17 protein-coding genes are annotated in these 25,594 nt (G+C 71.7%); 8 read left to right on the top strand and 9 right to left on the bottom strand.

Features of this window, described 5'->3' with window-relative positions; genetic code table 11:
* The first annotated feature begins 44 nt into the window (after positions 1-44).
* Entirely contained in the window at positions 45-1,793 is a 1,749-nt protein-coding gene (locus AC6H2I_RS14940; RefSeq protein ID WP_497501453.1) for a B12-binding domain-containing radical SAM protein, read from the top strand.
* Positions 1,794-1,799: 6 nt separating this feature from the next.
* On the opposite strand, the gene AC6H2I_RS14945 is transcribed toward AC6H2I_RS14940, so the two are convergent.
* On the bottom strand, positions 1,800-4,178 hold the full coding sequence (locus AC6H2I_RS14945) for a glycosyltransferase family protein (RefSeq protein ID WP_497501454.1): 2,379 nt from the start codon (positions 4,176-4,178) through the stop codon (positions 1,800-1,802).
* A 272-nt stretch (positions 4,179-4,450) separates the two neighbouring features.
* Positions 4,451-5,380 carry a replication protein RepA gene (locus AC6H2I_RS14950; RefSeq protein ID WP_497501455.1) on the bottom strand — a complete coding sequence of 310 codons (930 nt, stop codon included), beginning with the start codon at positions 5,378-5,380 and terminating at the stop codon, positions 4,451-4,453.
* A gap of 537 nt (positions 5,381-5,917) precedes the next feature.
* On the opposite strand from AC6H2I_RS14950, the gene istA reads away from it, so the two are divergent.
* Positions 5,918-6,937 carry an IS21 family transposase gene (gene istA, locus AC6H2I_RS14955; RefSeq protein WP_497501417.1) on the top strand — a complete coding sequence of 340 codons (1,020 nt, stop codon included), beginning with the start codon at positions 5,918-5,920 and terminating at the stop codon, positions 6,935-6,937.
* Positions 6,937-7,713 carry an IS21-like element helper ATPase IstB gene (gene istB / locus AC6H2I_RS14960; protein ID WP_497501418.1) on the top strand — a complete coding sequence of 259 codons (777 nt, stop codon included), beginning with the start codon at positions 6,937-6,939 and terminating at the stop codon, positions 7,711-7,713. Before istA ends, istB begins: the two co-directional genes overlap by 1 nt.
* 315 nt (positions 7,714-8,028) lie before the next feature.
* On the opposite strand, the gene AC6H2I_RS14965 is transcribed toward istB, so the two are convergent.
* The 5 genes from AC6H2I_RS14965 to AC6H2I_RS14985 form a co-directional block, all read right to left on the bottom strand.
* Positions 8,029-8,505, bottom strand: a complete 477-nt coding sequence (locus AC6H2I_RS14965; RefSeq protein WP_497501456.1) for an anthrone oxygenase family protein — start codon at positions 8,503-8,505, stop codon at positions 8,029-8,031.
* 18 nt (positions 8,506-8,523) lie between these two features.
* Positions 8,524-9,798, bottom strand: coding sequence for a DUF763 domain-containing protein (locus AC6H2I_RS14970; RefSeq protein WP_497501457.1), 1,275 nt, complete (start codon positions 9,796-9,798; stop codon positions 8,524-8,526).
* A gap of 62 nt (positions 9,799-9,860) precedes the next feature.
* Entirely contained in the window at positions 9,861-10,781 is a 921-nt protein-coding gene (locus tag AC6H2I_RS14975; protein WP_497501458.1) for a LysR substrate-binding domain-containing protein, read from the bottom strand.
* 10 nt (positions 10,782-10,791) lie between these two features.
* The gene (locus AC6H2I_RS14980; protein WP_497501459.1) at positions 10,792-11,850 is read right to left on the bottom strand and encodes a YeiH family protein; all 1,059 of its coding nucleotides are present in this window, start codon (positions 11,848-11,850) and stop codon (positions 10,792-10,794) included.
* An 84-nt stretch (positions 11,851-11,934) separates the two neighbouring features.
* Complete coding sequence (locus AC6H2I_RS14985; RefSeq protein WP_497501460.1) at positions 11,935-12,336, bottom strand: winged helix-turn-helix transcriptional regulator; 402 nt, start codon at positions 12,334-12,336, stop codon at positions 11,935-11,937.
* Between the two features lie 111 nt (positions 12,337-12,447).
* Between AC6H2I_RS14985 and AC6H2I_RS14990 the strand changes: the two genes are divergently transcribed.
* Positions 12,448-13,464, top strand: a complete 1,017-nt coding sequence (locus tag AC6H2I_RS14990) for a zinc-binding alcohol dehydrogenase family protein (RefSeq protein WP_497501461.1) — start codon at positions 12,448-12,450, stop codon at positions 13,462-13,464.
* Between the two features lie 12 nt (positions 13,465-13,476).
* Here the strand turns inward: AC6H2I_RS14990 and AC6H2I_RS14995 are convergent, their stop codons facing one another.
* A complete protein-coding gene (locus tag AC6H2I_RS14995) occupies positions 13,477-15,486 on the bottom strand; it encodes a PAS domain-containing hybrid sensor histidine kinase/response regulator (RefSeq protein WP_497501462.1) in 2,010 nt (669 codons plus the stop codon).
* A gap of 201 nt (positions 15,487-15,687) precedes the next feature.
* Here AC6H2I_RS14995 and AC6H2I_RS15000 point away from each other — a divergent pair, with 201 nt between their 5' ends.
* The 3 genes from AC6H2I_RS15000 to AC6H2I_RS15010 all read left to right on the top strand — a co-directional run bounded on the left by AC6H2I_RS15000 (position 15,688) and on the right by AC6H2I_RS15010 (position 23,985).
* Positions 15,688-20,556, top strand: coding sequence for an NAD-glutamate dehydrogenase (locus AC6H2I_RS15000; protein ID WP_497501463.1), 4,869 nt, complete (start codon positions 15,688-15,690; stop codon positions 20,554-20,556).
* A 103-nt stretch (positions 20,557-20,659) separates the two neighbouring features.
* The gene (locus AC6H2I_RS15005; protein ID WP_497501464.1) at positions 20,660-22,603 is read left to right on the top strand and encodes an ATP-binding protein; all 1,944 of its coding nucleotides are present in this window, start codon (positions 20,660-20,662) and stop codon (positions 22,601-22,603) included.
* On the top strand, positions 22,600-23,985 hold the full coding sequence (locus tag AC6H2I_RS15010) for a sigma-54-dependent transcriptional regulator (protein WP_497501465.1): 1,386 nt from the start codon (positions 22,600-22,602) through the stop codon (positions 23,983-23,985). The genes AC6H2I_RS15005 and AC6H2I_RS15010 overlap by 4 nt, the downstream gene beginning before the upstream one ends.
* 51 nt (positions 23,986-24,036) lie before the next feature.
* On the opposite strand, the gene AC6H2I_RS15015 is transcribed toward AC6H2I_RS15010, so the two are convergent.
* Positions 24,037-24,348, bottom strand: coding sequence for a type II toxin-antitoxin system TacA family antitoxin (locus AC6H2I_RS15015; protein WP_497501466.1), 312 nt, complete (start codon positions 24,346-24,348; stop codon positions 24,037-24,039).
* A 289-nt stretch (positions 24,349-24,637) separates the two neighbouring features.
* Between AC6H2I_RS15015 and AC6H2I_RS15020 the strand changes: the two genes are divergently transcribed.
* Positions 24,638-25,591 carry a TAXI family TRAP transporter solute-binding subunit gene (locus AC6H2I_RS15020; RefSeq protein ID WP_497501467.1) on the top strand — a complete coding sequence of 318 codons (954 nt, stop codon included), beginning with the start codon at positions 24,638-24,640 and terminating at the stop codon, positions 25,589-25,591.
* Positions 25,592-25,594: the final 3 nt, after the last annotated feature.

Here is a 25,594-nt window from a genome sequence, read left to right on the forward strand (position 1 = left end):
ATCGGCGGGGGCGGACACCGGGAAGAGGGCAAGGAGGAGCTGCCATGAAAGTCCTGTTCAGCAATCCGCCGTGGTGGATCAAGCGCTATGCTTTCGACGGCGAAACCGCGCCGGCATCCGCCTGGTTCAGCGGCGTGCGTGCGGGATCACGCTGGCCGCACACCAGCCCGGCCCATTCCTCCCCAGGCAACTTCGTGTTCGGCGAGTATATGCCCTACCCCTTCTTCATGGGCTATGCGGCGACCTATGCCGCCAAGGCCACAGGCGCCGACGTGGTCTTCCGCGATTCCATCGTCCTGCGGGAGTCCTATGCCGACTATTTCCGGCACCTGCAGGAGGCCCGCTACGACTACGTCTTCATCGAGACGGCCACGCCCTGCTGGGATCATGACCGGACGATCGTCCACCGCATCAAGGAGATGCTGCCCGAGACCCGGATCGTCCTGACCGGCGCCCTGTCCGCCAAGGGCGAGACGGTGATGGCCGATGTCCCGGTGCACGCCGTCCTCCAGGGCGAGTACGAGAAGGGCGCCGTGCACGTCCTGAGCGGCGCTTCGGGCGTGCTCGCGCACGACCTCCTGAGTGTGGAGGAGATGAACGCCGCCCCCTATCCCTATTTCGACGAGACGATCGCCCATCGCTACTGGGACGTGAACCCTGCCGGGCAGAAGGCGCCTCAGCTCCAGCTCTGGGCCAGCCGCGGCTGCCCGTACAAGTGCATCTTCTGCGTCTGGCCGGCAACCATGACCGGCAACGATCCGGACGGAACCGGCAAGCGCTCGGTCCGCTTCTATTCCCCCGATTACATCGAGGGCATGCTGCGCGACCTGATTGGCCGCTACGGCTACAAATCGATCTATTTCGACGACGACACCTTCAATCTCGCCGACAAGCATGTCCTCGGTATCTGCGAGGTCATGACCCGCATCGGCCTGCCCTGGTCGGCCATGTGCCGGGCCGACACGATCCGGCTCGACACATGGAAGGCGATGCGTGACGCTGGCTGCTTCGGGGTGAAGCTCGGCTTCGAAAGCGGCAACCAGTGGGTCAACGACAACATCGTCAACAAGCGCCTGAACCTGGAAAAGGCGCGCACCGTGGTCCACGAGCTGAAGCGCCTGGGCATGACCGTGCACGGCACCTTCACCTACGGCCTGCCCGGTGAGACGCGCGAGCAGATGCTGGACACCAAGCGCTACATCGCCTCGCTGCCGCTGGACACCTTCCAGGAGACGGGATGCGGAGAGATCGAAGGCACGCCGATGGCCACCCTGCGCGAGAAGGGGCATCTCGACCGCTACAAGGGGGCGGCACTCGACGACCAGTATCTCTACGTGCCCGACGGCGGCGAGAAGATGCGCCGGCTGACGGACACGGCCGACTTCGCCATCGGCGCCGACCGCGCCAAATCCACGTCGGACTATCTGGGCCGGCAGTGGACGCGGCTCGGCGAGGCGGTGGTCGGCGCCGTTGAGACCGGACCGATTGCGCTGTGGGGAATCGGAAGCGACTTCTTCGAAGCCCTGGGAAGGGTCCCGGCGTTGAAGGCATTGGTGGCAGGCGGGCGCATTCGACTCTTCGACGGCACGCTGGCCGGCCAGACCCTGGGAGCGGTACCGGTGGAGGATCCGGCGCTCCTGGCCGGCTTCACCGGCACGGTGTTCCTGACCCCGCGCATGTGGTCGACGCGCAGCGCGATGCGCCAGGATGCCTTGCGCCATGGTGTGCCGGAGGCACGCCTGCGCGACGTCTACGTCGAAGAGGCCAACCCGCAGGCCCTGTCGGCGGAATAGCCGCCCCTATTCCACCAGGAAGCGGCCGAGACGCGCCCATCCACCCGGCGGTGTTCCGGTGGTCTTGCGGCAGATCCAGACCGCCGTGGCGTGGAGCGTTCCGGCGGTGCGGGCCACCAGGAAGGGGTTGTCCGCCGACGGGGTTCCGGTCTCGGCGAAACGGTCCAGCGTGGCATCGCTGAGCGAGAGGTCGACCGGCCCGAGCACCGTGAAGCCGGTGTGCGCGGCCAGCGCGTCGGCAAACGCCACGGCGACACCAACACCAAGGCCCGGCACGTCATCCGCGCGGCCATCGCCCAGACACACGGCGATAGAAAAGGCTGCAATTCCGCCAACCGCAAGCTGCTGATCCGCCCGGGCCAGCAGCTCTGCGATCCCCTGCCGAACAGCCGTATTCTGGGGCAGCACCACGGCATCGAAGGGACCAGTGACCCCATCAAAGGCATCGTGATGGATGGCCAGTCGCTCCCGGCGAAAGCGGCGGGGCTTGGCAAGCCACGGGTCACGCTCGCCGGCCGCCACCCGCGCCGCGTGCTCGGCCGCCCGCGCCCCCAGGTCGACCACGTCCACGCGCGCCGCCAACTCGCTCAACAGCAGCGGCAACCCGTCCACGTCGCAGCTTCCCACGAGCAGGCGGGCGTTGCCGTCCAGCAGACCCAGCCGGTCGAGCGCGTACAGGATCTGCACCCGTTCCCAGGTGCCATGGCTGCGTTTGAAGAAATTGCAGACGTTGTTGCGGATGTCCTCGTCGTTCAGCCGGACGGTGTCCGCGTCATCGGCATAAGGAGCGCGGAAGCTGGACACGTTGGTGCGAAAGCGCATGGCCCACGACCACCAGTGCCCGTCCTCCCAATCCTCCACCGCCGCAAGCTTGCTGAGCGACGGTGGGCCGGCCGGTCGTGGCATGGCGGGAAGGCGAAGCGCCGGTCGCAGCCGGGCGGCGTTGCGGCAGAGCGACCCGGCCGCCTGCAGCACCCGGACGCGCTCGGCGGGGACGCCGTCGACCGAGGCAAGGCCGGGCCATTGGAGTGCGGCCAGGAGCGGTGCCGACCAGCGGCGCGGATCGCAGGCGGCCGGGTCTTCCAGCGCAAGCAGTGCCCGCAGGTCTTCCCGCACCAGGTGAACCTCACGCGGTGCGACGGGACGGGTGCGGCCGAGAGCGACCGTCAGGTGCTGCTCCAGAGTCACCTCAGGGCCGACCGCCGTGGTGGGCCGCAGGGCATCGCGCACCACCGTCGCCAGCCGTTCGGCAATGCCTTGGAGCGAATAGCGCTCCAGGGCCAGTGCGTAGGCGGCTTCGGCCAGATGATTGCGGTGTGCATCATCGGCGATCAGCCGGGCCAGGCTCCCGGCATATTCCTCGATGTCCGACGCGAACAGCCCGTGCACGTCGGGCGTCAGGCAATGCACCGCCTCGCCGACCGGGGTGGCGCACACGGCAACCTTGGCAAGGATGTACTCGAACATCTTGGTCGGGCTCTTGGCCGCGTTGAACGCGTTGGCGGAATAGGGAAGAACGCCGATGTCCATCTCGCGCAGCACGGCGCCGAACTCGGTCGGCGGGATGAACTCGTGAAGCACGATCTCCGGCAAATCGGGGAACCGCTCGCGGATCCGGGCCTTCAGGTCTTCCCAGGCGCGGCCGAAACCGATGATGTGGAATCGCGCCCGTTCGCGTATCCGCCACGGCACCAGCGCAAAGGCGTCGAGCGCGAACAGCACGTCCTTCATGGGGATGTCGCCCCAAAAGTCGCCGGAATAGAGGATGTTGACGAAGTTGCCGAAGCGTCGGCGCGGTGCCTCCCGTCCCGCGGGGCTGAACAGTTCCTGGTCGGCCACGGTGTGGATCAGGTGCGTGTTCGGGTTCAGCGGCGCCAGGATGTCGTACAGCCGGTGGCTTGCCGCCACGCAGGCGACCGCCCGGTTCGCCATGGTGCCCAGCAGCTCGCCCGGCCTCAGGCTCGGCAGCCACGGCTCCAGCCGCCGGAACGGCTGCATGTCGAGTTCGTAGTCGTCGTAGTCCAGGATCACCGGATTGCCGCCGCGCGCCGCCGCCAAACTCACGGCCAGCGCGTGATAGCCGACCTTCTGCATGTACAGGACGGCACGGGGATTGCGCGCAAGGATGCCGTGCGCCTGCAGGTTCAGGCGCAGCTTCTCCTCTTCGGGAATGGTCGACAGCGGACCGCACTGGTCGGTGGCGCCGAGATGGTCGAAGAAGGACAGCACCTCGGCCCGCAGTCCCTGCTGCCGGAGTGCCCGCGCAAAATTGTAGCAGCGCACCCGGGCCGAGGGCTGGCGGAACCCGTCCTGCGCCACGAAGATCACGTCCGCCGCTTCGAAACGGGCGATGGTGTCGGCGTCGAAGGGAGACGGCTCAGGCATCGGGGTTGCGCTCGTTCGGGCGGGAAGGGGGGCGGGCATCGCCGGTTTGGCAGCATTATACGTGCCGGGCCGGAAACCGACACGTTGTCACGTGTCGGCCCCGTGCAATGCATCCACGCGACAGCATGGGCGGACCGGCGCCTCAAGGTCGGGATGGGCCGGGCGGATCGGCGGCTTCCCACGTGCAGCATGTTCTTCGGAACATCCAACCCGTATGGGAGTAGGGTTACGGGATTGGGACTCTGGTGACGCTGTCGGGAGGGCCCCAATCCTCAAACCATATTGAGGCGGCGCGCTTCGGGGCGTGGGATCGCCGGTGCCGAAGGGTGAAGGATGAGCCCGTCCTTTTCAACGCTGACACGTGCTTCCGGATAGACCGCCAGCGCCAATTGCAGCGCTTCGAGGAAGGTCGGTTTCATTTGCCTGATCAGTCGGAAGCCGGCACCGAACTGGCTGTGCAGCGCCACCCAGGTCACCGGCGTCGGTCGTGACAGGGCGTGCAGACGGTAAGCCAGCCAGATGTAAACGTCGATCGCCAGACTGCGCTTGCCGATGGCCCGGATGGCCTCTTCCCGTACTGGAACGGGATGTTCCTTCAGGGACTGCCAGAAGCCGTCGTCAAGGCGGACGCGATCTTGCCAGAGTGTCTGTTGGTCGTCGTCGATCACTCCTGCCAACGAAATGGCACTGCGAACGAAAGCACCGTTTTCCCGATGCTCGGCACCGGCCCTGCCATCGGTGAAGAAGGTGAGGCGGCAGGCGGAAATGCGCCGGGACTGTTCGGTGACGAGTTGATAGGTCTTGCCGCCGGTCGTCAGGTCCATCTTGGTCATCCACGCTTTCATGCTCCGCCCGAGTTCGACCTCGGGGGAGTTGGTGCGGATGGCCTCGGTCTGAAGGTACAGAAGGATCAGGCGCGCTATGGAGCCGAAAGGCACACCGATCAACTCCCCGCGACGGTCACGGCCGGATTCCACGAGAAGGGTGATCTTGTTTCCTTCCCTTCGCCATATCGGGCCGTCGATGCGTTTGTGGGGAAGTGAGGTCATGGCGAAGCCGGCGTGGGTAATACCAAGCCGGTTTTCTTCGTCGGTGAGCAAGGCTGCGGCGGCGTCGACGGCATAGCGCTCGGCTTTTGTGCCGGCGAGGGCCCTGGCACCATCGATGCCGTGTTGCATGATCAGTTGATGAACGTCACCCATGGATTGCATTCAGGGTGAGGCCGGGCGCAAAAGCAAGTGGGACTCTGCTGACGGAGCTATTTGGAGAACTATTAGCTTTTAACTATTAGATTCGTCAGTGGAGTCCTCTGGATAAGTCGGAGTCGCGTCAGTGGAGTCCCTCTTTGGCGTCGGCAGAGTCCAGTGGATAAGTTGGTGCTGCGGCTTGGCCGGAGAGCGTCGGTAGAGTCCCAATCGCCGAATCGGAGGCAAAGCCGGCAGAAGGCGGCGGTGGAGCCGTCGCCGCAGCAAGCATGTGGCGTCAGTAGAGTCCCAAGGGGGCTCGCCCGCGGAGGATCATGGCCCTCAGGTCGGCATTCGGTCCCCGGTGGGCTACGATGGTTTCACCATGGACCGGAATCGGTGGCTTGTGGCTTCGGCCTTTGCCGGTGCGGTCGATAAACTCCCAAGCCGGTGCGGCTCCGGTGTTGCCATCGCTGGAAAACTGACCCGGGTTCATCGGGCGAAAACTGACCCACCGCTTCTAGACTCCCCCCGACCTGCGCGGAGGGGGGAGGGATGCAGACAGCGGAGGGAGTTATGGAAATCCGGGTTATGTTGAAGCAGGGCAAGGGCATCCGGGAGATTGCCCGTGAGTTGGGCCTGTCTCGGAACACGGTTCGGCGGTATGCGCGGGGGGCGGAGCCCGGCTACACGGCGCGGCCGCCGGTGGCTGGGAAACTGGCGGCTCACGCGGATTGGCTGGCGGAACGGGTGCGGCAGGCGGCGCCGGAGCGTTTGTCGGCGACAGCGCTGCTTACGGAACTGCGCCAGCGCGGCTACGACGGCGGCATCACCCTCCTTCGCGAGCATCTGGCGACGCTTCGGCCGTCGGCGGAACCCGAGGCGGTGGTCCGTTTCGAGACGGCGCCGGGCGATCAGATGCAGGTCGATTGGGCCGTGGTGCGGCGCGGCGCGGATCGCCTGTCGGCCTTCATCGCGGTGCTCGGCTACAGCCGCGCTGCTTACGTCGAGTTCGTCACCGATGAGAAGCTGGAGACGCTGATCGGCTGCCATCAGGAAGCCTTCGTGTCTTTCGGTGGCGTGCCGCGGACGATCCTTTACGACAACATGCGTACGGTGGTGGTCGGGCGTGACGTCTATGGCCCCGGTCTGCACCGTTTCCAGCCGGCCTTCCGGGATTTTGCCCACCATGCCGGCTTTCGGCCGCGCCTGTGTCGTCCGTACCGGGCCAAGACCAAGGGGAAGGTGGAGCGGTTCATCCGGTATTTGCGCGACAGTTTCCTGGTGCCGCTGACGACGCGGCTGGAGCAGCGCGGCGAGAGGCTGGACGCGATGACCGCCAACATCGAGGTGCGCAAGTGGCTGCGCGACGTGGCCAACACCCGCGTCCATGGCGGAACCGGCCAGGTGCCGTTGGAACGGCTGGCCGAGGAGCGGCCGGCGTTGCAGCCGCTGCCGCAGCCCTGGCCGGGGAGGCTGTCGCTGGTGCCGGCGACCGCCGCGACGCCGGCGCCGGTTGTGCAGCATTCGCTGGCCGTCTACGACGCGCTGCTGGCCGCGGGTGAGGTGGCGTGATGGACCTTCAGCATCAGCGTATCGCCGAGCTGTGCGAGGACCTGCGCTTGGCCGGGGTTGCCGGACAGTGGCCGGCGCTGGCCCAGGACGCCGCCCGCCGCTCCGCCACCTTTGCCGACTTCCTGGAAACCGCATTGCGGGCCGAGAGGGATCTGCGCCGCGCTCGGGCGCGAACGACCCTGGCCACGCTGGCCAGCTTTCCGGCGGTCAAGACGCTCGACCAGTACGACTTCGACTTCGCCGTCGGCGCACCGCGCCAGCAGATCATGGAATTGGCCACCCTGGCCTTCATCGAGCGCACGGAGAACGTGGTGTTCCTCGGGCCCAGCGGCGTCGGCAAGACCCACCTGGCCATCGCGCTCGGCTACCTCGCCACCCAGCGCGGCATCAAGACCCGCTTCATCACCGCAGCCGACCTGGTGCTCCAACTGGAAACGGCACAGCGCCAGGGGCGGCTGAAGGAGTACATGAACCGGACGGTGATGCCCTACCGGCTGCTGATCATCGACGAGATCGGCTATCTGCCGCTCGGCCGCGAGCAGGCGAACCTCTTCTTCCAGGTGGTGGCCAAGCGCTACGAGAAGGGCTCGGTGGTGGTGACCTCGAACCTCACCTTCGGCAGCTGGGATCAGGCCTTCGCCGGCGACGCGGTGCTCACCGCCGCCATGCTCGATCGCCTGCTCCACCACGCCGCCCTCGTCCAGATCCAGGGCGACAGCTGGCGCCTCAAGGACAAGCGCAAGGCCGGCTTCGCTCCCAAATCCGAGGGAAAATGAACGCCGCCGCGGGGTGGGGCTCGCCCCACCCCGCGGCGCTTCGGTGGGTCAGTTTTCGACCGGTGCCAAAGAGCCAAAGTGGGTCAGTTTTCAGCCGGCGTTGACAACGGTCGCCCCCCATGCGGGGGCGTGGATCGAAACCTATCGTTGCCGCACCCCATGGCGATGATCTTCTGTCGCCCCCCATGCGGGGGCGTGGATCGAAACTCGGTGGACACTGGGAAATTGTAAACGGCAGGGGATGTCGCCCCCATGCGGGGGCGAGGATCGGAAAGGTGTGGCCCGCCGTACCGTCCGGCCCTGGCCGGCGCCCCCTCACCCCGCCGCGGCGAGGAACAGGGCGCTGGCCAGGGCCGAGGCGGCGGTGCGGACGTGGTTCCAGCGCGTCCAGTCGCGCTGGTAGCGGGTCCACACCACCGTTGAGTCTCCGGGCGCCGCCTCCCCGGACGCCGCCGCCAGTTCGGTGTTGAGGGGCACGTTGCGGGCCGCCGTCACCCCGAACATGCCGGCCACATAGACCAGGCCGCCGGCCAGGGCGGCCGGGCCGCCCCAGCCCAGCGCCCCGGCCACGGCGAGCGCCGCCGCCAGCAGCGTCGTGCCGAAGAACAGGGGCATGAAGGCCGAGCGCAGGATCACCGCGTTGATCGCGGTCATCGCCGCCGCCCCGCAGGCCGGGTCGAGGCGGCCCAGGGCCGCCATCACGAAGGTGGAGAAGGCGAAGTAGACCCCGGCCATGACGCCGCAGCCGACGGCGGCGAGCCACAGCAGGACGGTGAGCGTGTCGGCGGGCATGAACGGTCCTCCCCTGGGTCAGGCGCCGGTGCCGGTGCCGGCGCCGGCGCCGGCCCCGCCGGCCCAGCCGAACACGGTGCGCCCGCCGTGGTCCGCCGACCGCCGGCGCTCGTCGGCCAGGTGGGCGGGCAGCGCCGGGCCGGTGGCGTGGCGCTCCAGGACGCGGGCCTGGGCGTCGAGCCGGCGGATCGCGTCCAGGCGCTCGTCGTTGCCGAGCCGGGCCGTGGCCAGCGCCGCCTTGAGCACGTCGATGGTGCGGTCGTACACCGCGGTCGGCACCGGGAACGGATGGCCATCCTTGCCGCCATGGGCCAGCGAGAAGCGGGCGGGGTCGGCGAAGCGGCAGGGGGCGCCGTGCACCACCTCCGCCACCAGGGCCAGGGAGCGCACGGTGCGCGCGCCGACCCCGGGCACCAGCAGGAGCTCGGCGAAGTCGGCCGGCCCGGCGGCCGCGGCGGCCGCCAGCGCACCGTGCAGGCGGCGCAGCATGACGTCGCCGGGGCGCACGTCGTGATGGCCCGGCATCACCAGATGGGGCAGCAGCGGCTGGGCCGGCGCCGGCGACTCCGGCGGCGGCGGCGGCGGCGGCTCCAGCGCCGCGACCTCGCGCACCAGGCCGTCGGGGCCGAGGTCGCGCAGCAGGTCGAGCTGGCCGTGGCGCGACGCGGCGGCGCGGCGGTCGGTCAGGTTGACGATGGCGCCGCCGGCGCGGCCGTCGATGGCGGCGTGGGGCGCCTCGACGAAACTCTCCACCCCTTCCGACAGCCAGTGGTAGCGCCGGGCCAGGCGGCTGTCGCCGTTCATGCCCTGCTGCACCACCGTCCACGTGCCGTCGTCGGTGACCACGAAGCCATGGAGGTAGAGATCGAAGCCGTCCTGGACGGCGGCGCTGTCCACCTTGGCGACCAGCCGGCTGGCCCGCACCAGGGCGTCGGCGTCGAAGCCGACCCGCGCGCCGAGCGCCGCCAGCTCGGCCGGGGTGCGGCGGGAGTGGCGGCCACGGCCGCCGCACACGTGCAGGCCGAGCTCCCCGGACACCGGCTCCAGCCCGCGCTTCAGGGCGCCCAGCACGCTGGTGGTGATGCCCGAGGAGTGCCAGTCCATCCCCATCACGGCGCCGAAGGACTGGAACCAGAAGGGATGGGCGAGGCGCCGCAGCACCTCGTCGCGGCCGTAATGGTGGGCGATCGCCTCCACCATCACCGCGCCGAGGCGCGCCATGCGGCGGGCCAGCCACGCCGGCACGCGCCCGCTGTGGAGCGGCAGGTCGGCGCTGCCGGCGCGTCGGGCCATGGGAACCCCCCGGAACTGGAACGGAAGCCGAACGCCTGTCTACCACGGCGGCGGCCCGGCCGTCATGTCCCTTCCGCCGGCCGCGCCGGCCGCGCCGGCCCGACCAGCGCCAGCAGCGCCGCCGCGGCCCGGGTCACGTGGTGCTCGCGGTGGTGCAGGGCGAGGAAGCGGCGCCGCGGCAGGGGCAGGTCCAGGGCCAGATCCAGGGCCACCAGGGCGCCGCCGCGCAGCGCCCCGGCGACCGCCAGCCGCGACAGCACCGCCGCCCCGGCGCCGTGCTCCACCGCCGTGCGCACCGCCTCGTTGGACGGCAGCTCCAGCACCACGTCGAGGTCGGCCGCCGCGACCCCGGCGGCGCCCAGCGCCGCCTCGAAGGCCGCCCGGGTGCCGGACCCGCGCTCCCGGAACACCCAGCGCAGGCGGCGCAGGGCCGCCGGGCCGACGGCGCCGCCGGTCCGGGCGGCAGGGCCGGCCGCCACCACCAGCACCAGCTCGTCCTCGGCCACGGTGGTCTGCACCAGCACCGGGTCGTCCACGACGCCCTCGACGATGCCCAGCTCCGCCCGGTCGTCGTGGATCATCGCCGCCACCTGCTCGGTGTTGCCGATGGACAGGGACAGGGCGATGCCCGGATGGGCGGTGCGGTAGCGGTGCAGCAGCGGCGGCAGCCAGTAGTTGGCGACGGTCTGGCTGGCCGCCACGCGCAGCGAGCCGCGGCGCAGGCCGGTGACGTCGCCCAGCACCGTCTCGGCGGCGGCGGCGCGGGCCAGCACCGCCCGCGCCTCGGCCAGGAACAGCCGGCCCGCCTCGGTGAGGACGACGTTGCGGCCGACCCGGTCGAACAGGCGGGCGGCGTACCGCCCCTCCAGCGCGGCCACCGCCGCGCTGACGGCGGACTGGGTGAGGTTGAGGGCGCGCGCCGCCCGGGTCACGTGCTCGCGTTCCGCCACCGCCACGAAGATGCGAAGCTGCTCCAGGGTCATCGGCGCCGCGTCAGGTTGCCACCACCACCAGCATCAGACTGAAAACCGCGATGAAAAGAAAGGCGGCGGCGCCCAGCAGCAGCGGCCGCAGGCCCTTGGCGCGCAGCTTGCGCAGGTCGGTCTCCAGCCCCATGGCGGCCAGCGCCACCGTCAGCAGGGCCGTGGTCACCGGGGCGGCGAGCGCCGGCACCGCCGCCGGCAGGGCCAGCGCGCTGTTGAGCGCCACCACCCCGACGAAGCCGGCCAGGAACCACGGCACCGGAACCGCCGCGCGCCGCGCGCCCGGCCCGGCCCGGCCACGGCGGGCCAGCAGGCCGAGGGTCAGCACCACCGGGACCAGCATCATCACCCGCGACAGCTTGGCCACCGTGGCGACGTCGCCGGCGTGCGCGCCGTGCTGGTGGGCGGCGGCGACGACCTGGGCGATCTCGTGGATCGACGCGCCGGCCCACAGGCCGAAGGCCGCGTCCGACAGGCCCAGCGCGTCGGCCAGCAGCGGGTAGGCGAGCATGGCGACCGAGCCGAACACGGTGACGCAGGCGATGGCGTAGGCCACGTCCTCGTCCGGGGCGTCGGTCACCGTGTTGGTGGCGAGCACCGCCGAGGCCCCGCAGATCGCGGTCCCCGCGGCGATCAGCTCGGCCAGCTTGCGCTCGACCCCCAGCGCCCGGCCGAGCCGGACCGTGACCAGGAAGGTGGCGGCCAGCGCGGCGACCAGCACCGCGATCCCGGCCCCGCCCACCGCCACCACCTGGGCCGCCGTGAGCTGCAGCCCCAGCAGCACGATGCCGGCGCGCAGCACCCGGCGCATGGCGAAGCCGACGCCGGCCCGGGCGCGCCGCGGCGTGCCGACGAGGGTGCGCACGAGCATGCCCAGCACGACGGCGAGGATCATCGGACTCACCGCGGCCGCCCACGGCAGGGCGCGCACCGCGTAGGCGGCGGCCGCGACCGCGGCGGCCAGCAGCAGGCCGGGCACCAGCGCGCCGGCGGCGCCCGGACGGGCCCCAGTGGTGGCGGGCGGTGCGGCGGCGGCAAATCCGCCGGGATCGGTCGGCGAGGCGGTCATGGTCGGCTCCCCACGGTTGGCAGGCCGACCGTCGCACCGCGTTACCGTTCGATCCAACGCATTATAGTGCTCGAATCGATCGCCTCAGTCGATGGATTCGAGGGCGGTGGCGTCCGGTGCCGGCCCCGCCGGCGGCGGCTCCTGCGGCGGCGGCGGCGCGGCGTGGGCGTCGCCCCACGCCTTCAGCACCCGGATCACCGGCTCCAGGCTGCGGCCGCGCGGCGACAGGCTGTACTCCACCTTGGGCGGCACCTCCGGATAGACGGTGCGCACGATCAGCCCGTCCGCCTCCAGCTCGCGCAGCTGGGTGGTCAGCATGCGCTGGGTGACGTTGGGCAGGCGGCGGCGGATCGCGTTGAAGCGCAGGGTGCCTTCGAACAGGTGGTAGAGCACCACCCCCTTCCACTTGCCGTCGATCAGCGCCAGCGTCGCCTCGACGGCGCAGCCCGGGCTGCAGTCCAGCCGCTTGTGCGGGATGCGGGGCATCACGGTATCCTTTTCGACACTATGGGCCGTAAATGTGCGTTCTTGCGGAATGGGATCATAGGGTGCAGACCTCCCCCGGACAACACCCCCCATCCCGCGAAGGAGGACACCATGCGCGCCGTCGGCTACCGCACCCCGCGCCCCATCGACGATCCCGCCGCCCTGGTCGACATCGAGCTGCCGCGGCCGGAGCCCGGCCCCCGCGACCTGCTGGTCGAGGTCCGCGCCGTCTCGGTCAACCCGGTGGACACGAAGGTCCGCCGCTCCGCCGCCGCCGAGGCCGGGGGGTGGAAGGTGCTGGGCTGGGACGCCGCCGGCACCGTGGTCGCCACGGGGGCGGAGGTCACCCGCTTCCGCCCGGGCGACGCCGTGTTCTACGCCGGCGCGCTGGGCCGCCCCGGCACCAACGCCGAGTTCCACGCGGTCGACGAGCGCCTGGTCGGCCACAAGCCGGAGTCGCTGGGGTGGGCCGAGGCGGCCGCCCTGCCGCTGACCGCGCTGACCGCCTGGGAGACGCTGTTCGACCGCCTCGACGTGGCCAGGCCGGTGCCCGGCGCCGCCCCCGCCCTGCTGGTGATCGGCGGCGCCGGCGGCGTCGGCTCGGTCACCGTGCAGCTGGCCCGCCGGCTGACCGGCCTGACGGTGATCGCCACGGCGGCGCGGCCGGAGAGCGCGGCGTGGGTGCGCGGCCTGGGCGCGCACCACGTGGTCGACCACACCGAGGGGCTGGCGGCGGCGGTGGCCGGGCTGGGCCTCGGCGCGCCGGGCTTCGTGTTCTCCACCACCCACACCGACCAGCACCTGGAGGCGATCGCCGAGGCCATCGCCCCCCAGGGCCGGTTCGCCCTGATCGACGACCCCGCGGCGCTCGACGTGCGCCCGTTCAAGCGCAAGAGCGTGTCGGTGCACTGGGAGCTGATGTTCACCCGGTCGCTGTTCGAGACCGCTGATATGGACGCCCAGGGCCGTATCCTGGACGAGGTGGCCAAGCTGGTCGACGCCGGCACCCTGCGGACCACCCTGGCCGAGCGCTTCGGCCCGGTCAGCGCCGCCAACCTGGTGCGCGCCCACGCCCTGCTGGAGAGCGGGCGGTCGCGGGGCAAGATCGTGCTGGAGGGATTCGCCTGACCGTCCCGCCGGTCACGCCCGCCCCATGGTGTCGGTCAGGGCGTTCAGCAGCACCGGCGGGGTGACCGGCTTGTGCAGCACGCCCAGGCCGCTGGCCCGCGCCTCGCGGATGCGCTCCGGCGCGGTGTCGCCGGTGATGATGATGCCGGGGATCGGCTGGCGGAACAGGTCGCACAGCGTGCGGATCGCCTCCGTCCCGGTGCGCCCCTCGCGCAGGCGGTAGTCGGCCAGGATGATCGCCGGCGGCCGGGCCCGGGCGTCGAGCAGGGCCACCGCCTCGGCCGCCGATTCGGCGGCGATCACGTGGTAGCCCCAGCCCTGCAGCAGCGCGGTCAGGCTGCTCAGCACCACCGGCTCGTCGTCGATCAGCACGATGGTGCGGCGCCCGCCGAGGCCCTCGTCGGGCGGCCGCACCCCGGCCAGGGGGCGCGGGCGCGCCGTCGGCAGGTAGGGCACGTCGACCCAGAAGGCCGAGCCGCGGCCGGGCTCGGAGCGCAGGCCGACGGGGTGGCCGAGCAGCCGCGCCAGACGCCGGACGATGGCCAGGCCGAGGCCGAGGCCCTGGGTGCGGTCACGCTCGGCGTTGCCGACCTGGGTGAACTCCTCGAAGACGTCCGCCTGGGCTTCCGACGGGATGCCGATGCCGGTGTCCAGCACCTCGATGCGCAGCGTCTCGCCGCGCCGCCGACAGCCCAGCAGGATGCGCCCGCTGGGGGTGTAGCGCACGGCGTTGTCCACCAGGTTCTGCACCAGCCGCCCCAGCAGCAGCGGATCGGTGCGCACCACCGCGCTGCTGGGCAGCACCCGCAGGTCCACCCCCTTGGCCGCGGCGACGGCGGCGAAGTTGGCGCGCATGGTCGCCAGCACCGTGTCGACCGGGACAGCCAGCGGCTTCGCCGCCACGACGCCGGCGTCGAGCTTCGACACGTCGAGCAACGAATCCAGCAGCATCTTCAGGGCGTCGACCGCCAGCTCCATGTCGCGGACCATGCCGCGCAGCGGCCCGTCGGGCAGGCGTGCGGACAGGGCGGCGGCGAAGAACACCAGGGACTGCACGGGCTGGCGCAGATCGTGGCTGGCGGCGGCGAGGAACCGCGTCTTGGCGGTGTTGGCCCGCTCCGCCTCCTCCTTGGCGATCCGCAGGGACCGCTCCGCCGCCTTGCGCTCGGAGATGTCGCGGACCGTGCCGGCGAAGATGCGCCGCCCCGCCAGGAACCCCTCGCCCACCGCGAGGTCCATCGGGAACACCGTGCCGTCCTTGCGCAGCCCCTGCATCTCGCGGCCGGTGCCGATGATGCGGGCCTGGCCGGTGCGCAGATAGGCGGCGAGGAAGCCGTCGTGGGCCTCCCGCTCGGGCGAGGGCATCAGCAGGCTGACGTTGCGCCCCAGCACCTCCACCGCGGCGTAGCCGAAAATGCGCTCCGCCGCGCGGTTGAAGCTCTCGATCCGGCCCTGCTCGTCGATGGTCACGATGCCGTCGACCGCGGCCTCCAGGACCGCGCGGTTCTTGGCCTCGCTGTAGCGCAGCTGCTCCTCGGTCCGCTTGCGCAGGCTGAGGTCGCGGACGAAGCCGGCGAACATCCGCTCGCCGTCGACCAGCGCCTCGCCCACCGCCAACTCCATCGGGAAGGTGCTGCCGTCGCGGCGCAGCCCCTCGACCTCCCGGCCCTTGCCGATGATGCGGGCCTCGCCGGAGGCGAGGTAGCGGGCGAGATAGGCGTCGTGCTGGCCACGGTACGGCTCCGGCATCAGCGCGCTGACGTTGCCGCCGACCACCTCCGCGGCGGCGTAGCCGAAGGTGCGCTCGGCGGCCCGGTTCATCGACCGCACCCGCCCCTTGGAGTCGATGATGATCACCGCGTCGACCGCGGCGTCGAGCAGCGCCTCGGTCAGGCCGCCGCGCACCGACTCGGCGGCCGCCGCGCGGACCCCGGCGGCGTTCCGCCCCCGCGCGACCCATCCCGCCACGGCACCCGCGGCCGCGGCGAGCGTCGCCGCACCGATCCACACGGCCGCGTCCATCCCCGTTCCCGCCCTTCCCCGTCCACGTGCACAGCCACCTATCAAAATGGCACACGCCACGGTTCCGGCAAGCGGGAAAGGCGGCCGCCGGCGGATCGGGTGGGCCGTTGGTGGCAGTCGGGCGCGGTTGCGGTTGCCCAATGCCGGGAAAAGGCTAGTCTCTGCGCCACACGTGGACCAACACGGGACGGGAGGGCGGCCATGGCGCTCAGGGCCGAGCAGATCAAGGACGAGCTGACGGAAGCGGTGGTGCGCCAGGTGCGCGGCCGGCTGGAGCGCGACCGTGCCGACATGGCCGAGCGCTTCGTGCGGGCCTTCTACGCCAATGTGCCGCCCGACGACATCGCGCAGGCGCCGGCCGAGCAGCTCTACGGCGCCGCGGTGGCGATGTGGCAGTGGGGGCAGCGGCGCCGGCCCGGCGAGGCGCGGGTGCGGGTCTACAACCCGCGGATCGAGGAACACGGCTGGACCTCCCACCGCACGGTGGTCGAGCTGGTCAACGACGACATGCCGTTCCTGGTCGACTCGGTGACGGCGGAGCTGAACCGCCAGGGGCTGACGGTCCATCTGGTGATCCACCCGGTGGTGCGGGTGACCCGCGACGACGGCGGCACGCTGACCGCGCTCGCGGCGGCCGAGGGGACCGCGCGCGACGGCGCGCCGGACGGCGGGACGCTGGCGGAGTCCTTCATGCACGTGGAGGTCGGCACCCACACCGACGTGGCCACGCTGACCCGTGTCCAGGCCGGGCTGGAGCGGGTGCTGCACGACGTCCGGGTGGCCGTCGCCGACTGGCGGGAGATGCGGGGCAAGCTGCGCGAATCGCTGGGCGACGCCGACGCCATGCGCCGCGTCCTGCCGGCCGACGAGGTGGCCGAGGCCGAGGCCTTCCTGCACTGGATGGACGCCGACCACTTCACCTATCTCGGCTGCCGGGAGTACCGCTTCGAGGACGACGCGGCGACCGGCGAGCCGATGCTGCGCATGGTCGAGGGCAGCGGCCTGGGTATCCTGCGCGACGCCGACTACACGGTGTTCGACGGGCTGCGCTACTTCAGCACCCTGCCGCCGGACGTCCGCGACTTCCTGCGCCAGCCCCGCGTGCTGATGGTGACCAAGGCCAACAAGACGGCCACCGTCCACCGGGCCACGCACATGGACGCGGTGCTGGTCAAGCGCTTCGACCCGGAGGGCCGGATCGTCGGCGAGCGCCTGATCGTCGGCCTGTTCACCTCGTCGGCCTACAACCGCAGCCCCCGCGACATCCCGTTCCTGCGCCGCAAGGTGGCGGCGGTGTTCGAGCGCGCCGGCTTCGAGCCGAAGAGCCACGACGGCAAGGCGCTGCTCAACATCCTGGAGAACTACCCCCGCGACGAGCTGTTCCAGATCGGCCTGGACGACCTCCTGTCGACGGCGCTCGGCATCCTCCACCTCCAGGAGCGCCAGCGCCTCGCCCTGTTCGTGCGCAAGGACCCGTTCGAGCGGTTCTGCTCCTGCCTGGTCTACGTGCCGCGCGACCGCTACGACACCGGCCTGCGCCTGCGCATCCAGGGCATCCTGGAGAACGCCCTGAAGGGCACCTGCACCGGCTTCACCACGACGCTGGCGCAGAGCGTGCTGGCCCGCGTCCACTACATCATCAAGACCGAGCCGGGGCAGACCGCCGACATCGACGTGGCCGACATCGAGGCCCGCCTGGCCCAGGCGGCCCGCGACTGGAGCGACCACCTGCGCGACGCGCTGGTCGGGCTGCGCGGCGACGAGGCGGCGATCCGCCTGATGGCCCGCTACGGCGGCGCGTTCCCCACCGGCTATCGGGAGATCTTCTCGGCCGAGGCGGCGGTCCACGACATCGACCGGGTGGAGAGCGTGCTGGCCCGCGGCCAGGTCGCCATCAACCTCTACCGGCCGCTGGAGGCCGACCCGGCGGAGGTGAGCTTCAAGCTCTACCACGAGGGCCGGCCGGTGCCGCTGTCCGACGTGCTGCCGATGCTGGAGCACATGGACCTCAAGGTCATCACCGAGATGCCCTTCGAGGTGGCCCTGGCCGACCGGCCCCACGCCGTGTGGATCCACGATTTCGGCACCCGCACCCAGACCGGCGCCGCGGTCGACTGCGCCCAGGTCAAGGACGCCTTCCAGGAGGCGTTCTCGGCGGTGTGGGAAGGCCGCATGGAGGACGACGGCTTCAACCGGCTGGTGCTGCGCGCCGGGCTGTCGGCGCGCCAGGTGACGGTGGTGCGCGCCTACGCCAAGTACCTGCGTCAGGCCCGCATCCCCTACGCCCAGGACAGCGTCGAGGCGACCCTGGCGGCCCATCCCGCCATCGCCCGGATGATCGTCGCGCTGTTCGAGGCGCGCTTCGACCCCGCCCGCCAGGACGGTGCGGAGGCCCGCCAGGCCACCATCGCCGAGGCCATCGCCCAGGCGCTGAACGACGTGGCGAACCTCGACGAGGACCGCATCCTGCGCCGCTTCGTCAACGCCATCCAGGCGACCCTGCGCACCAACGCCTACCAGCCCGGCGCCGACGGCCAGCCCAAGACCTACCTGTCGTTCAAGATCGACAGCCAGGCGGTCGAGGACCTGCCGCTGCCGCGGCCGTGGGTCGAGGTGTTCGTCTACTCCCCGCGCATGGAGGGGGTGCACCTGCGCGGCGGCAAGGTGGCGCGCGGCGGCATCCGCTGGTCGGACCGGCGCGAGGACTTCCGCACCGAGATCCTCGGCCTGATGAAGGCGCAGATGGTCAAGAACGCGGTCATCGTGCCGGTCGGCTCCAAGGGCGGATTCGTGGTCAAGCATCCGCCGCCGGCCTCGGCCGGGCGGGAGGCGGCGCTGGCCGAAGGGGTGGCCTGCTACAAGACGCTGATGCGCGGCCTGCTCGACATCACCGACAACTTCGACGCGGCGGGCGCGGTGGTGCCGGCGGCCGGCGTGGTCCGCCGCGACGACGACGACCCCTATCTGGTGGTGGCCGCGGACAAGGGCACGGCCACCTTCTCCGACATCGCCAACGGCATCTCGCTGGACCACGGGTTCTGGCTGGGCGACGCCTTCGCGTCGGGCGGCAGCCAGGGGTACGACCACAAGAAGATGGGCATCACCGCCCGCGGCGCCTGGGAATCGGTCAAGCGCCATTTCCGCGAGATGGGGCGCGACATCCAGACCACGCCGTTCAGCTGCGTCGGCGTCGGCGACATGTCCGGCGACGTGTTCGGCAACGGCATGCTGCTGTCCCGGTTCACCCGGCTGGTGGGCGCCTTCGACCACCGCCACATCTTCTGCGACCCCGACCCCGACCCGACGCTGAGCTGGCAGGAGCGCCGCCGCCTGTTCGAGCTGCCGCGCTCCTCCTGGGCCGACTACGACGCCTCGCTGCTGTCCTTCGGCGGCCGCATCTACGACCGCTCCGCCAAGTCGCTGGCCCTGACGCCGCAGATCCGCGCCGCCTTCGCCATCGGGACCGAGCAGGTGACGCCCCAGGAGCTGATCCAGGCCATGCTGCGCACGCCGGTCGACCTGCTGTGGTTCGGCGGCATCGGCACCTACGTCAAGGGCTCCGCCGAGAGCCATGCGGAGGTCGGCGACAAGACCAACGACGCCCTGCGCATCGACGCCGAGGAGCTGCGCGCCGGCGTGGTCGGCGAGGGCGCCAACCTGGGTGTCACCCAGCGCGGCCGGATCGAGGCGGCCCAGTGCGGGGTGCGCATCAACACCGACGCCATCGACAACTCCGCCGGGGTCGACACCTCCGACCACGAGGTCAACATCAAGATCCTGCTGGGCGACGTGGTCGGCCGCGGCGACATGACGGTCAAGCAGCGCGACCGCCTGCTGGCCGAGATGACCGAGGAGGTGTCGGCGCTGGTGCTGCGCGACAACTACCTGCAGAGCCAGGCGCTGACGGTGGCGCAGAGCCGCGGCGTGGAGATGCTGGAGGCCCAGGCCCGCTTCATCCGCGCCCTGGAGAAGACCGGCCGCCTCAAGCGCCGCATCGAGACCCTGCCCGACGACGAGGAGCTGGCCACCCGCACCGCCGAGCACCGCGGCCTGACCCGGCCGGAGCTGGCGGTGCTGCTGGCCTACGCCAAGATCACCCTGTACGACGACCTGCTGGCGTCGGACCTGCCCGACGACCCGTTCATGGCCGCCGACCTGCACCGCTACTTCCCGGCGGCCCTGCGCGACGGCTTCGCCGCGGCGATCGACCGCCACCGCCTGCGGCGCGAGATCATCGCCACCAGCGTCACCAACAGCGTGGTCAACCGGGTCGGCCCGGTGTTCGTGAAGGAGATGATGGAGAAGACCGGCATGGGGCCGGCCGACGTCAGCCGGGCCTACGCCATCGTCCGCGACGCCTTCGACCTGCGCCCGCTGTGGGGCGCCATCGAGGGGCTCGACAACCAGGTCCCGGCCGAGGTGCAGACCGGCATGCTGGTGGAGACGGTGCGGCTGATGGAGCGCGCGGTGGCGTGGTTCCTCACCAACTGCCCGCACCCCCTGGACATCGCCGCGGAGACCGCGGTCTACCGCCCGGCCATCGTCACCCTGGCCGCCGGGCTGGACGGCGTGCTCGACGCCGAGGAGGCGGGCCGCCTGGCCGAGCGCTGCGCCGGCTTCGCCGAGCAGGGCGTGCCGGAGGCGGTGGGGCGCCGCGTCGCCAGCCTGCCGGTGCTGGCGGTCGCCCCCGACCTGGTGCGCATCGCCCAGCGGGCGGAGCGCGACGTGGCCGCGGTGGCGGCGGTCTACTTCATGCTGGGCCGCCGCTTCGGCCTGGAATGGCTGCGCGACCGCGCCGCCCTGGTGAAGACCGACAACCACTGGCAGAAGCAGGCCACCGCCGCCATCGTCGACGACCTCTACGCCCACCAGATGCACCTCACCGTGCGGGTGCTGGAGAGCACGCCGGAGCAGCCGGAGGAGGACCCCGTCGCCGGCTGGATCGAGCAGCGCCGGCCGGTGGTGGAGCGGGTCGAGCAGCTGCTGGCCGAGCTGCGCGCCCAGCCCGCCGTCGACCTCGCCATGCTGGCGGTGGCCAACCGGCAGCTCCGCGGCCTGACCCTGGGGTGACGGCGGTCGGTCCGGTGGCGCGGCGCACGCCGCCGGCCGCTCCGGTCCGCGACAACGCCCGGCGAACCCCGTAGACTGCGCCGGCACGATGGGCGGAGCGGCCATGGCCTTCGGTTGGCATCTTGCCCGGTGGGAGGCCCGCCGGGAGCACGGGCGGCGCCCCCTGGCGGAGCGGCTGCCGCCGTCGCTGCGGCTGGCCGGGCGGTGGCTGGCCGTGCTGGCGCTCGCCGCCGGCGCGGTCGCCGCGGCCGCCCTGTGGAGCCAGCGCAGCGGGGTCGAGGCGCTGCGCGCCGCCGGCGAGCACCGGGTGGCCCTCTACGTCTCCAACCTGGAGAGCGCGGTCCAGCGCCACGACTACCTGCCCTTCGTGCTGGCCATGAACGCCGAGATCCGCCAGCTGCTGCGCGCCCCCGGCGACGCGGTCCGGCGCGACCGGGTCAACCGCTACCTCGCCACGGTGGCGGGGGAGGCGCGCTCGGCCACCCTCTACGTGATGGACGCCGACGGCCTGACGCTGGCCGCCAGCAACTGGGACCAGCCGGTCAGCTTCGTCGGCAGCAACTACGGCTTCCGGCCCTATTTCCGCCAGGCGCTGGAGCAGGGCCGCGGCCGCTTCTACGCCGTCGGGGTGACCACCGGGACGCCCGGCCTCTTCCTCTCCCACGCCGTCACCGACGGCGGGCGGGTGGTCGGCGTGCTCGCCGAAAAGGTCAGCCTGGACGGGCTGGAGGAGGCCTGGCGCTTCGGCGCCGAGCGGGTTCTGGTGGCCGACGCCGCCGGCGTCGCCTTCCTGTCGTCGGAGCCGGAGTGGCGCTACCGCACGCTGGCCGAGCCGTCGCCGGCCGAGCAGCGGCGCATGGACGACACCCGCCAGTACGCCGGCGTCGCGCTGGCGCCCCTGCCCGTCACCGGGCGGCGCCGCGTCCACGGGGCCGAGGTGTTGACGATCCGGAACCCGGACGGCCGCGGGGCGACCGACTACCTCGCCCAGAGCGTGGCCTTGCCGGGGCCGGGCTGGCGGCTGCTGGTGCTGTCGGACATGGCGCCGGTGCAGGCGGCGATGAACGGCGCCGCCGTGGTCGCCGCCTTCGCCGTGGTGTTCCTGGTGCTGGTGTTCCTCTACTGGCGCCAGCGCCGCCGCCGCATCCGCGAGAGCATGGCGGCGCGCGGGGCGCTGGAACGCGCCAACGTCGAGCTGAAGCGCGCCCACGACGAGCTGGAGGTGCGCATCGCCGCGCGCACCGCCGATCTGGTCGCCGCCAACGCCCGGCTGACCCGCGAGGTGGACGAGCGCGAGCGCGCCGAGCGGGTGCTGCGCGAGGCCCAGGACGAGCTGGTGCAGGCCGGCAAGCTGGCCATGCTGGGGCAGATGGCCGCCGGCATCACCCACGAGCTCAACCAGCCGCTGGCCGCCATCCGCACCTACGCCGACAACGCCGTCGTGCTGTTCGAGCGCGGCCTGCACGACGAGCTGCGCGGCAACCTCGTGCGCATCCCCCGGCTGGTCGAGCGGATGGCGCGCATCACCGGCCAGCTCAAGGCCTTCGCCCGCAAGACCAAGGCGCGGGCCGAGCCGGTGCCGGTGGGCCGCGCGGTGCACAACGCCCTGGTGCTGATCGAGCAGCGGCTGACCCTGGAGGGGGTGGAGCTGGCCTGCGCCCTGCCCGACCCCGACGTGGCCGTGGTGTTCGAGGAGGTGCGCCTGGAGCAGGTGCTGATCAACCTGTTCCGCAACGCGCTGGACGCCATGAAGGGGTGCGCGGTGCGGCGCCTGGCCATCGCCGTGGAGGCGGTCGGCGACGGGGCCGGGGCACGGGTGCTGGTGCGGGTGTCGGACACCGGCCCCGGCATCCCCGACGACGTGCTGCCGCGCATCTTCGAGCCGTTCTTCACCACCAAGGACGCCGCCGGACTGGGCCTCGGCCTGCCGATCTCCGCCGGCATCGTCCGCGACGCCGGCGGCCTGCTCACCGCCGCCAACGGACCGGAGGGCGCGGTGTTCGTCGTCGACCTCGCCCGGGCCGGCGTGGCGCGGAGCGCGGCATGACGGCGAAGCCCCGGCATGACGGCGAAGGCGCGGCGATGAGGGTGCTGTTCGTCGAGGACGAGCTGGACGTCCGCCTGGGCAGCGCGCAGGCCCTGACCCTGGCCGGCATCGCCGTGGCGGGCTTCGAGACGGCCGAGCAGGCGCTGCCCGCCCTGGCCGCCGACGCCGAGGTGGTGCTGGTGACCGACGTCAAGCTGCCGGGCATGGACGGGCTGGAGCTGCTGCGCCACGCCCGCGCCGTGGACGCCGACCTGCCGGTGGTGCTGGTCACCGGCCACGGCGACGTGGCCATGGCGGTGGAGGCCATGCGCGACGGCGCCTACGACTTCATGGAGAAGCCCTTCGCCTCCGACCACCTGGTGGAGGTGGTGCGCCGTGCCCTGGAAAAGCGCCGGCTGGTCCTGGAGAACCGCCGGCTGCGCCGCCACATCGGCGGCCGCGGCGCGCTGGAGGACACCCTGCGCGGCGCCTCGCCGGCGATGGCCGCGGTGCGCCGCCTGGTGGAGGGGCTGGCCGGCACGGCCGCCGACGTGCTGATCGAGGGCGAGACCGGCACCGGCAAGGAGCTGGTCGCCCGCGCGCTCCACGAGCTGAGCCCGCGCCGCGGCCGCAACTTCGTGGCCCTGAACTGCGGCGCCCTGCCCGAGAGCGTGTTTGAGAGCGAGATCTTCGGCCACGAGGCCGGCGCCTTCACCGGCGCCATCAAGCGGCGCATCGGCAAGATCGAGCACGCCGACGGCGGCACCCTGTTCCTCGACGAGATCGAGACCATGCCGCCGGCCCTGCAGGTCAAGCTGCTGCGGGTGCTGCAGGACCGGCGGGTCGAGCGGCTCGGCTCCAACGACGGCCGCGCCGTGGATTTCCGGGTGGTCGCCGCCACCAAGGAGGACCTGAAGGCGCTGTCCGACCGCCAGGGCTTCCGCGCCGACCTCTACTACCGCCTGAACGTCGCGACCATCCCCCTGCCGCCCCTGCGCGCCCGGCTGGAGGACGTGCCGGCCCTGTTCGAGCACTTCGTGCTGGAGGCGGCGGTGCGCTACGGCCGGGAGACGCCGGCGGTGTCGCGGGCGCAGATGCAGCGTCTGTGCACCCACGACTGGCCGGGCAACGTGCGCGAGCTGCGCAATGTGGCGGAGCGCACCGTGCTGGGCCTGCTGCGCGACCCCTTCGCGCCGGGCCGCCCGGACGCCGCCGCCCTGGCCGCCCCGCGCTCGCTGGCCGAGGAGGTGGACGCTTTCGAGCGCGGCGTCCTGGAGCGCGAGCTGACCCGCCACAACGGCGACGTCGCCGCCACCTGCGCCGCCCTGCAGCTGCCGCGCAAGACCTTCTACGACAAGCTGAAGCGCCACGGCATCACGCGCGCGGGATTCGAGCGGGGGTAGCTCAGGGCTGCTCCACGCCCGCCCGCGGGTCGGTCAGGGTGACCATCAGCGTCATCGGGTCGAGCGGGGACACGACCACCAGGGAGCGGGCATCCGCATCGTCCGCCGCAACCGTTCGTTCGGAGCAGGCGGTGCATCGAGACGGGCGCCGAACGCCGTGTACGCCTCCGGGCTCACCGACACGGTCGCGCGGTCCAGCAGCACGTCCTCCGCCGCGCGGCGCGCGGCGTCCAGGATGAAATCCGTGCGGCTCTTGCCCAGCGCCCGGGCCGCGCGATCGATGAGGTTTCGCTCCTCAGATCGCATGCGGATGTTGAGCGTCCTGCGCCGTGGCTTGTCGTCCGATGGCTCGTCGGTTCGCATGGCGGGGGCCTCCTTGGCCGACAATTCTGCCACGCGGGATGAAACGGTCAGCGCAGAGCCGGTGTCCGAGGGCAGACGAAACGCCCCGTCGACGCGTGCCGAAACCCGCACACCCCGCCCCGCCCCGTGCGGAAATCCGCACGGCACCGCGCAGCCCATTCCGCGAAAACACAGGTCCGCCAATGGTCGACCCCACGCACAATGGATGGCACGGCTCTTGCCCCTGGGAGGCGCGGACGGCGCAGCCAAGCGCCGCCGCTGACACCTCGGACCAGGGAGAGATGCCTCCATGAAGACCACCCTCGCTGCCATTGGCCTCGCCGCCGGCCTGTCGCTCCACGCCGCCGCGCCCGTCGCGGCCGCGGAGTTCGTGACCGTGCTGACCGGCGGCACCAGCGGCGTCTACTACCCGCTGGGCGTCGCCATCGCCAACCAGGTCGGCACCGCGCTGCCCGACGCCAAGACCACCGTCCAGGCCACCAAGGCCTCGGTTGAGAACCTCAACCTGCTGCAGAGCGGGCGCGGCGAGCTGGCCTTCTCGCTGGGCGATTCCCTGGCGCTGGCCTGGGCGGGCGACGCCGAGGCCGGCTTCAAGCAGACGCTGGACAAGCTGCGCACCATCGGCGCCATCTACCCCAACTACATCCAGATCGTCGCCCGCGCCGACAGCGGCATCAAGACGCTGGCCGACCTCAAGGGCAAGCGGGTGTCGGTGGGCGCGCCGAAGTCGGGGACGGAGCTGAACGCCCGCGCCATCCTCGCTGCCGCCGGCCTCTCCTACAGCGACTTCGACCGCACCGAGTACCTGCCGTTCGGCGAGTCGGTCGAGCTGATGAAGAACCGCCAGCTCGACGCCACCCTGCAGTCGGCCGGGCTGGGCGTCGCGTCCATCAAGGACCTGGCGGTGAGCACCGAGGTGGTGGTGGTCGAGGTGCCGGCCGAGGTGGTGGCCAGGATGGGCAACCCGGTCTACCGGAGCGCGCCGATCCCCGCCGGCACCTATCCCGGCCAGGACAGCGCCGTCGCCACCGTGGCGGTGGCCAACTACCTGGTCACCCACGCCGGGGTCGGCGACGACACGGCCTACGCCATGACCAGGGCGGTGTTCGACCACCTGGACGCCCTCGCCGCCGCCCACAGTGCGGCCAAGCAGATCGACGCGGCCAAGGCGGCCACGCCGATCGCCGTGCCCATGCACCCCGGGGCCGAGCGCTATTTCCGTGAGAAGGGCCTGCTGAAGTAGCGT

The sequence above is a fragment of the Azospirillum sp. NS33 genome (genome assembly GCF_059703765.1).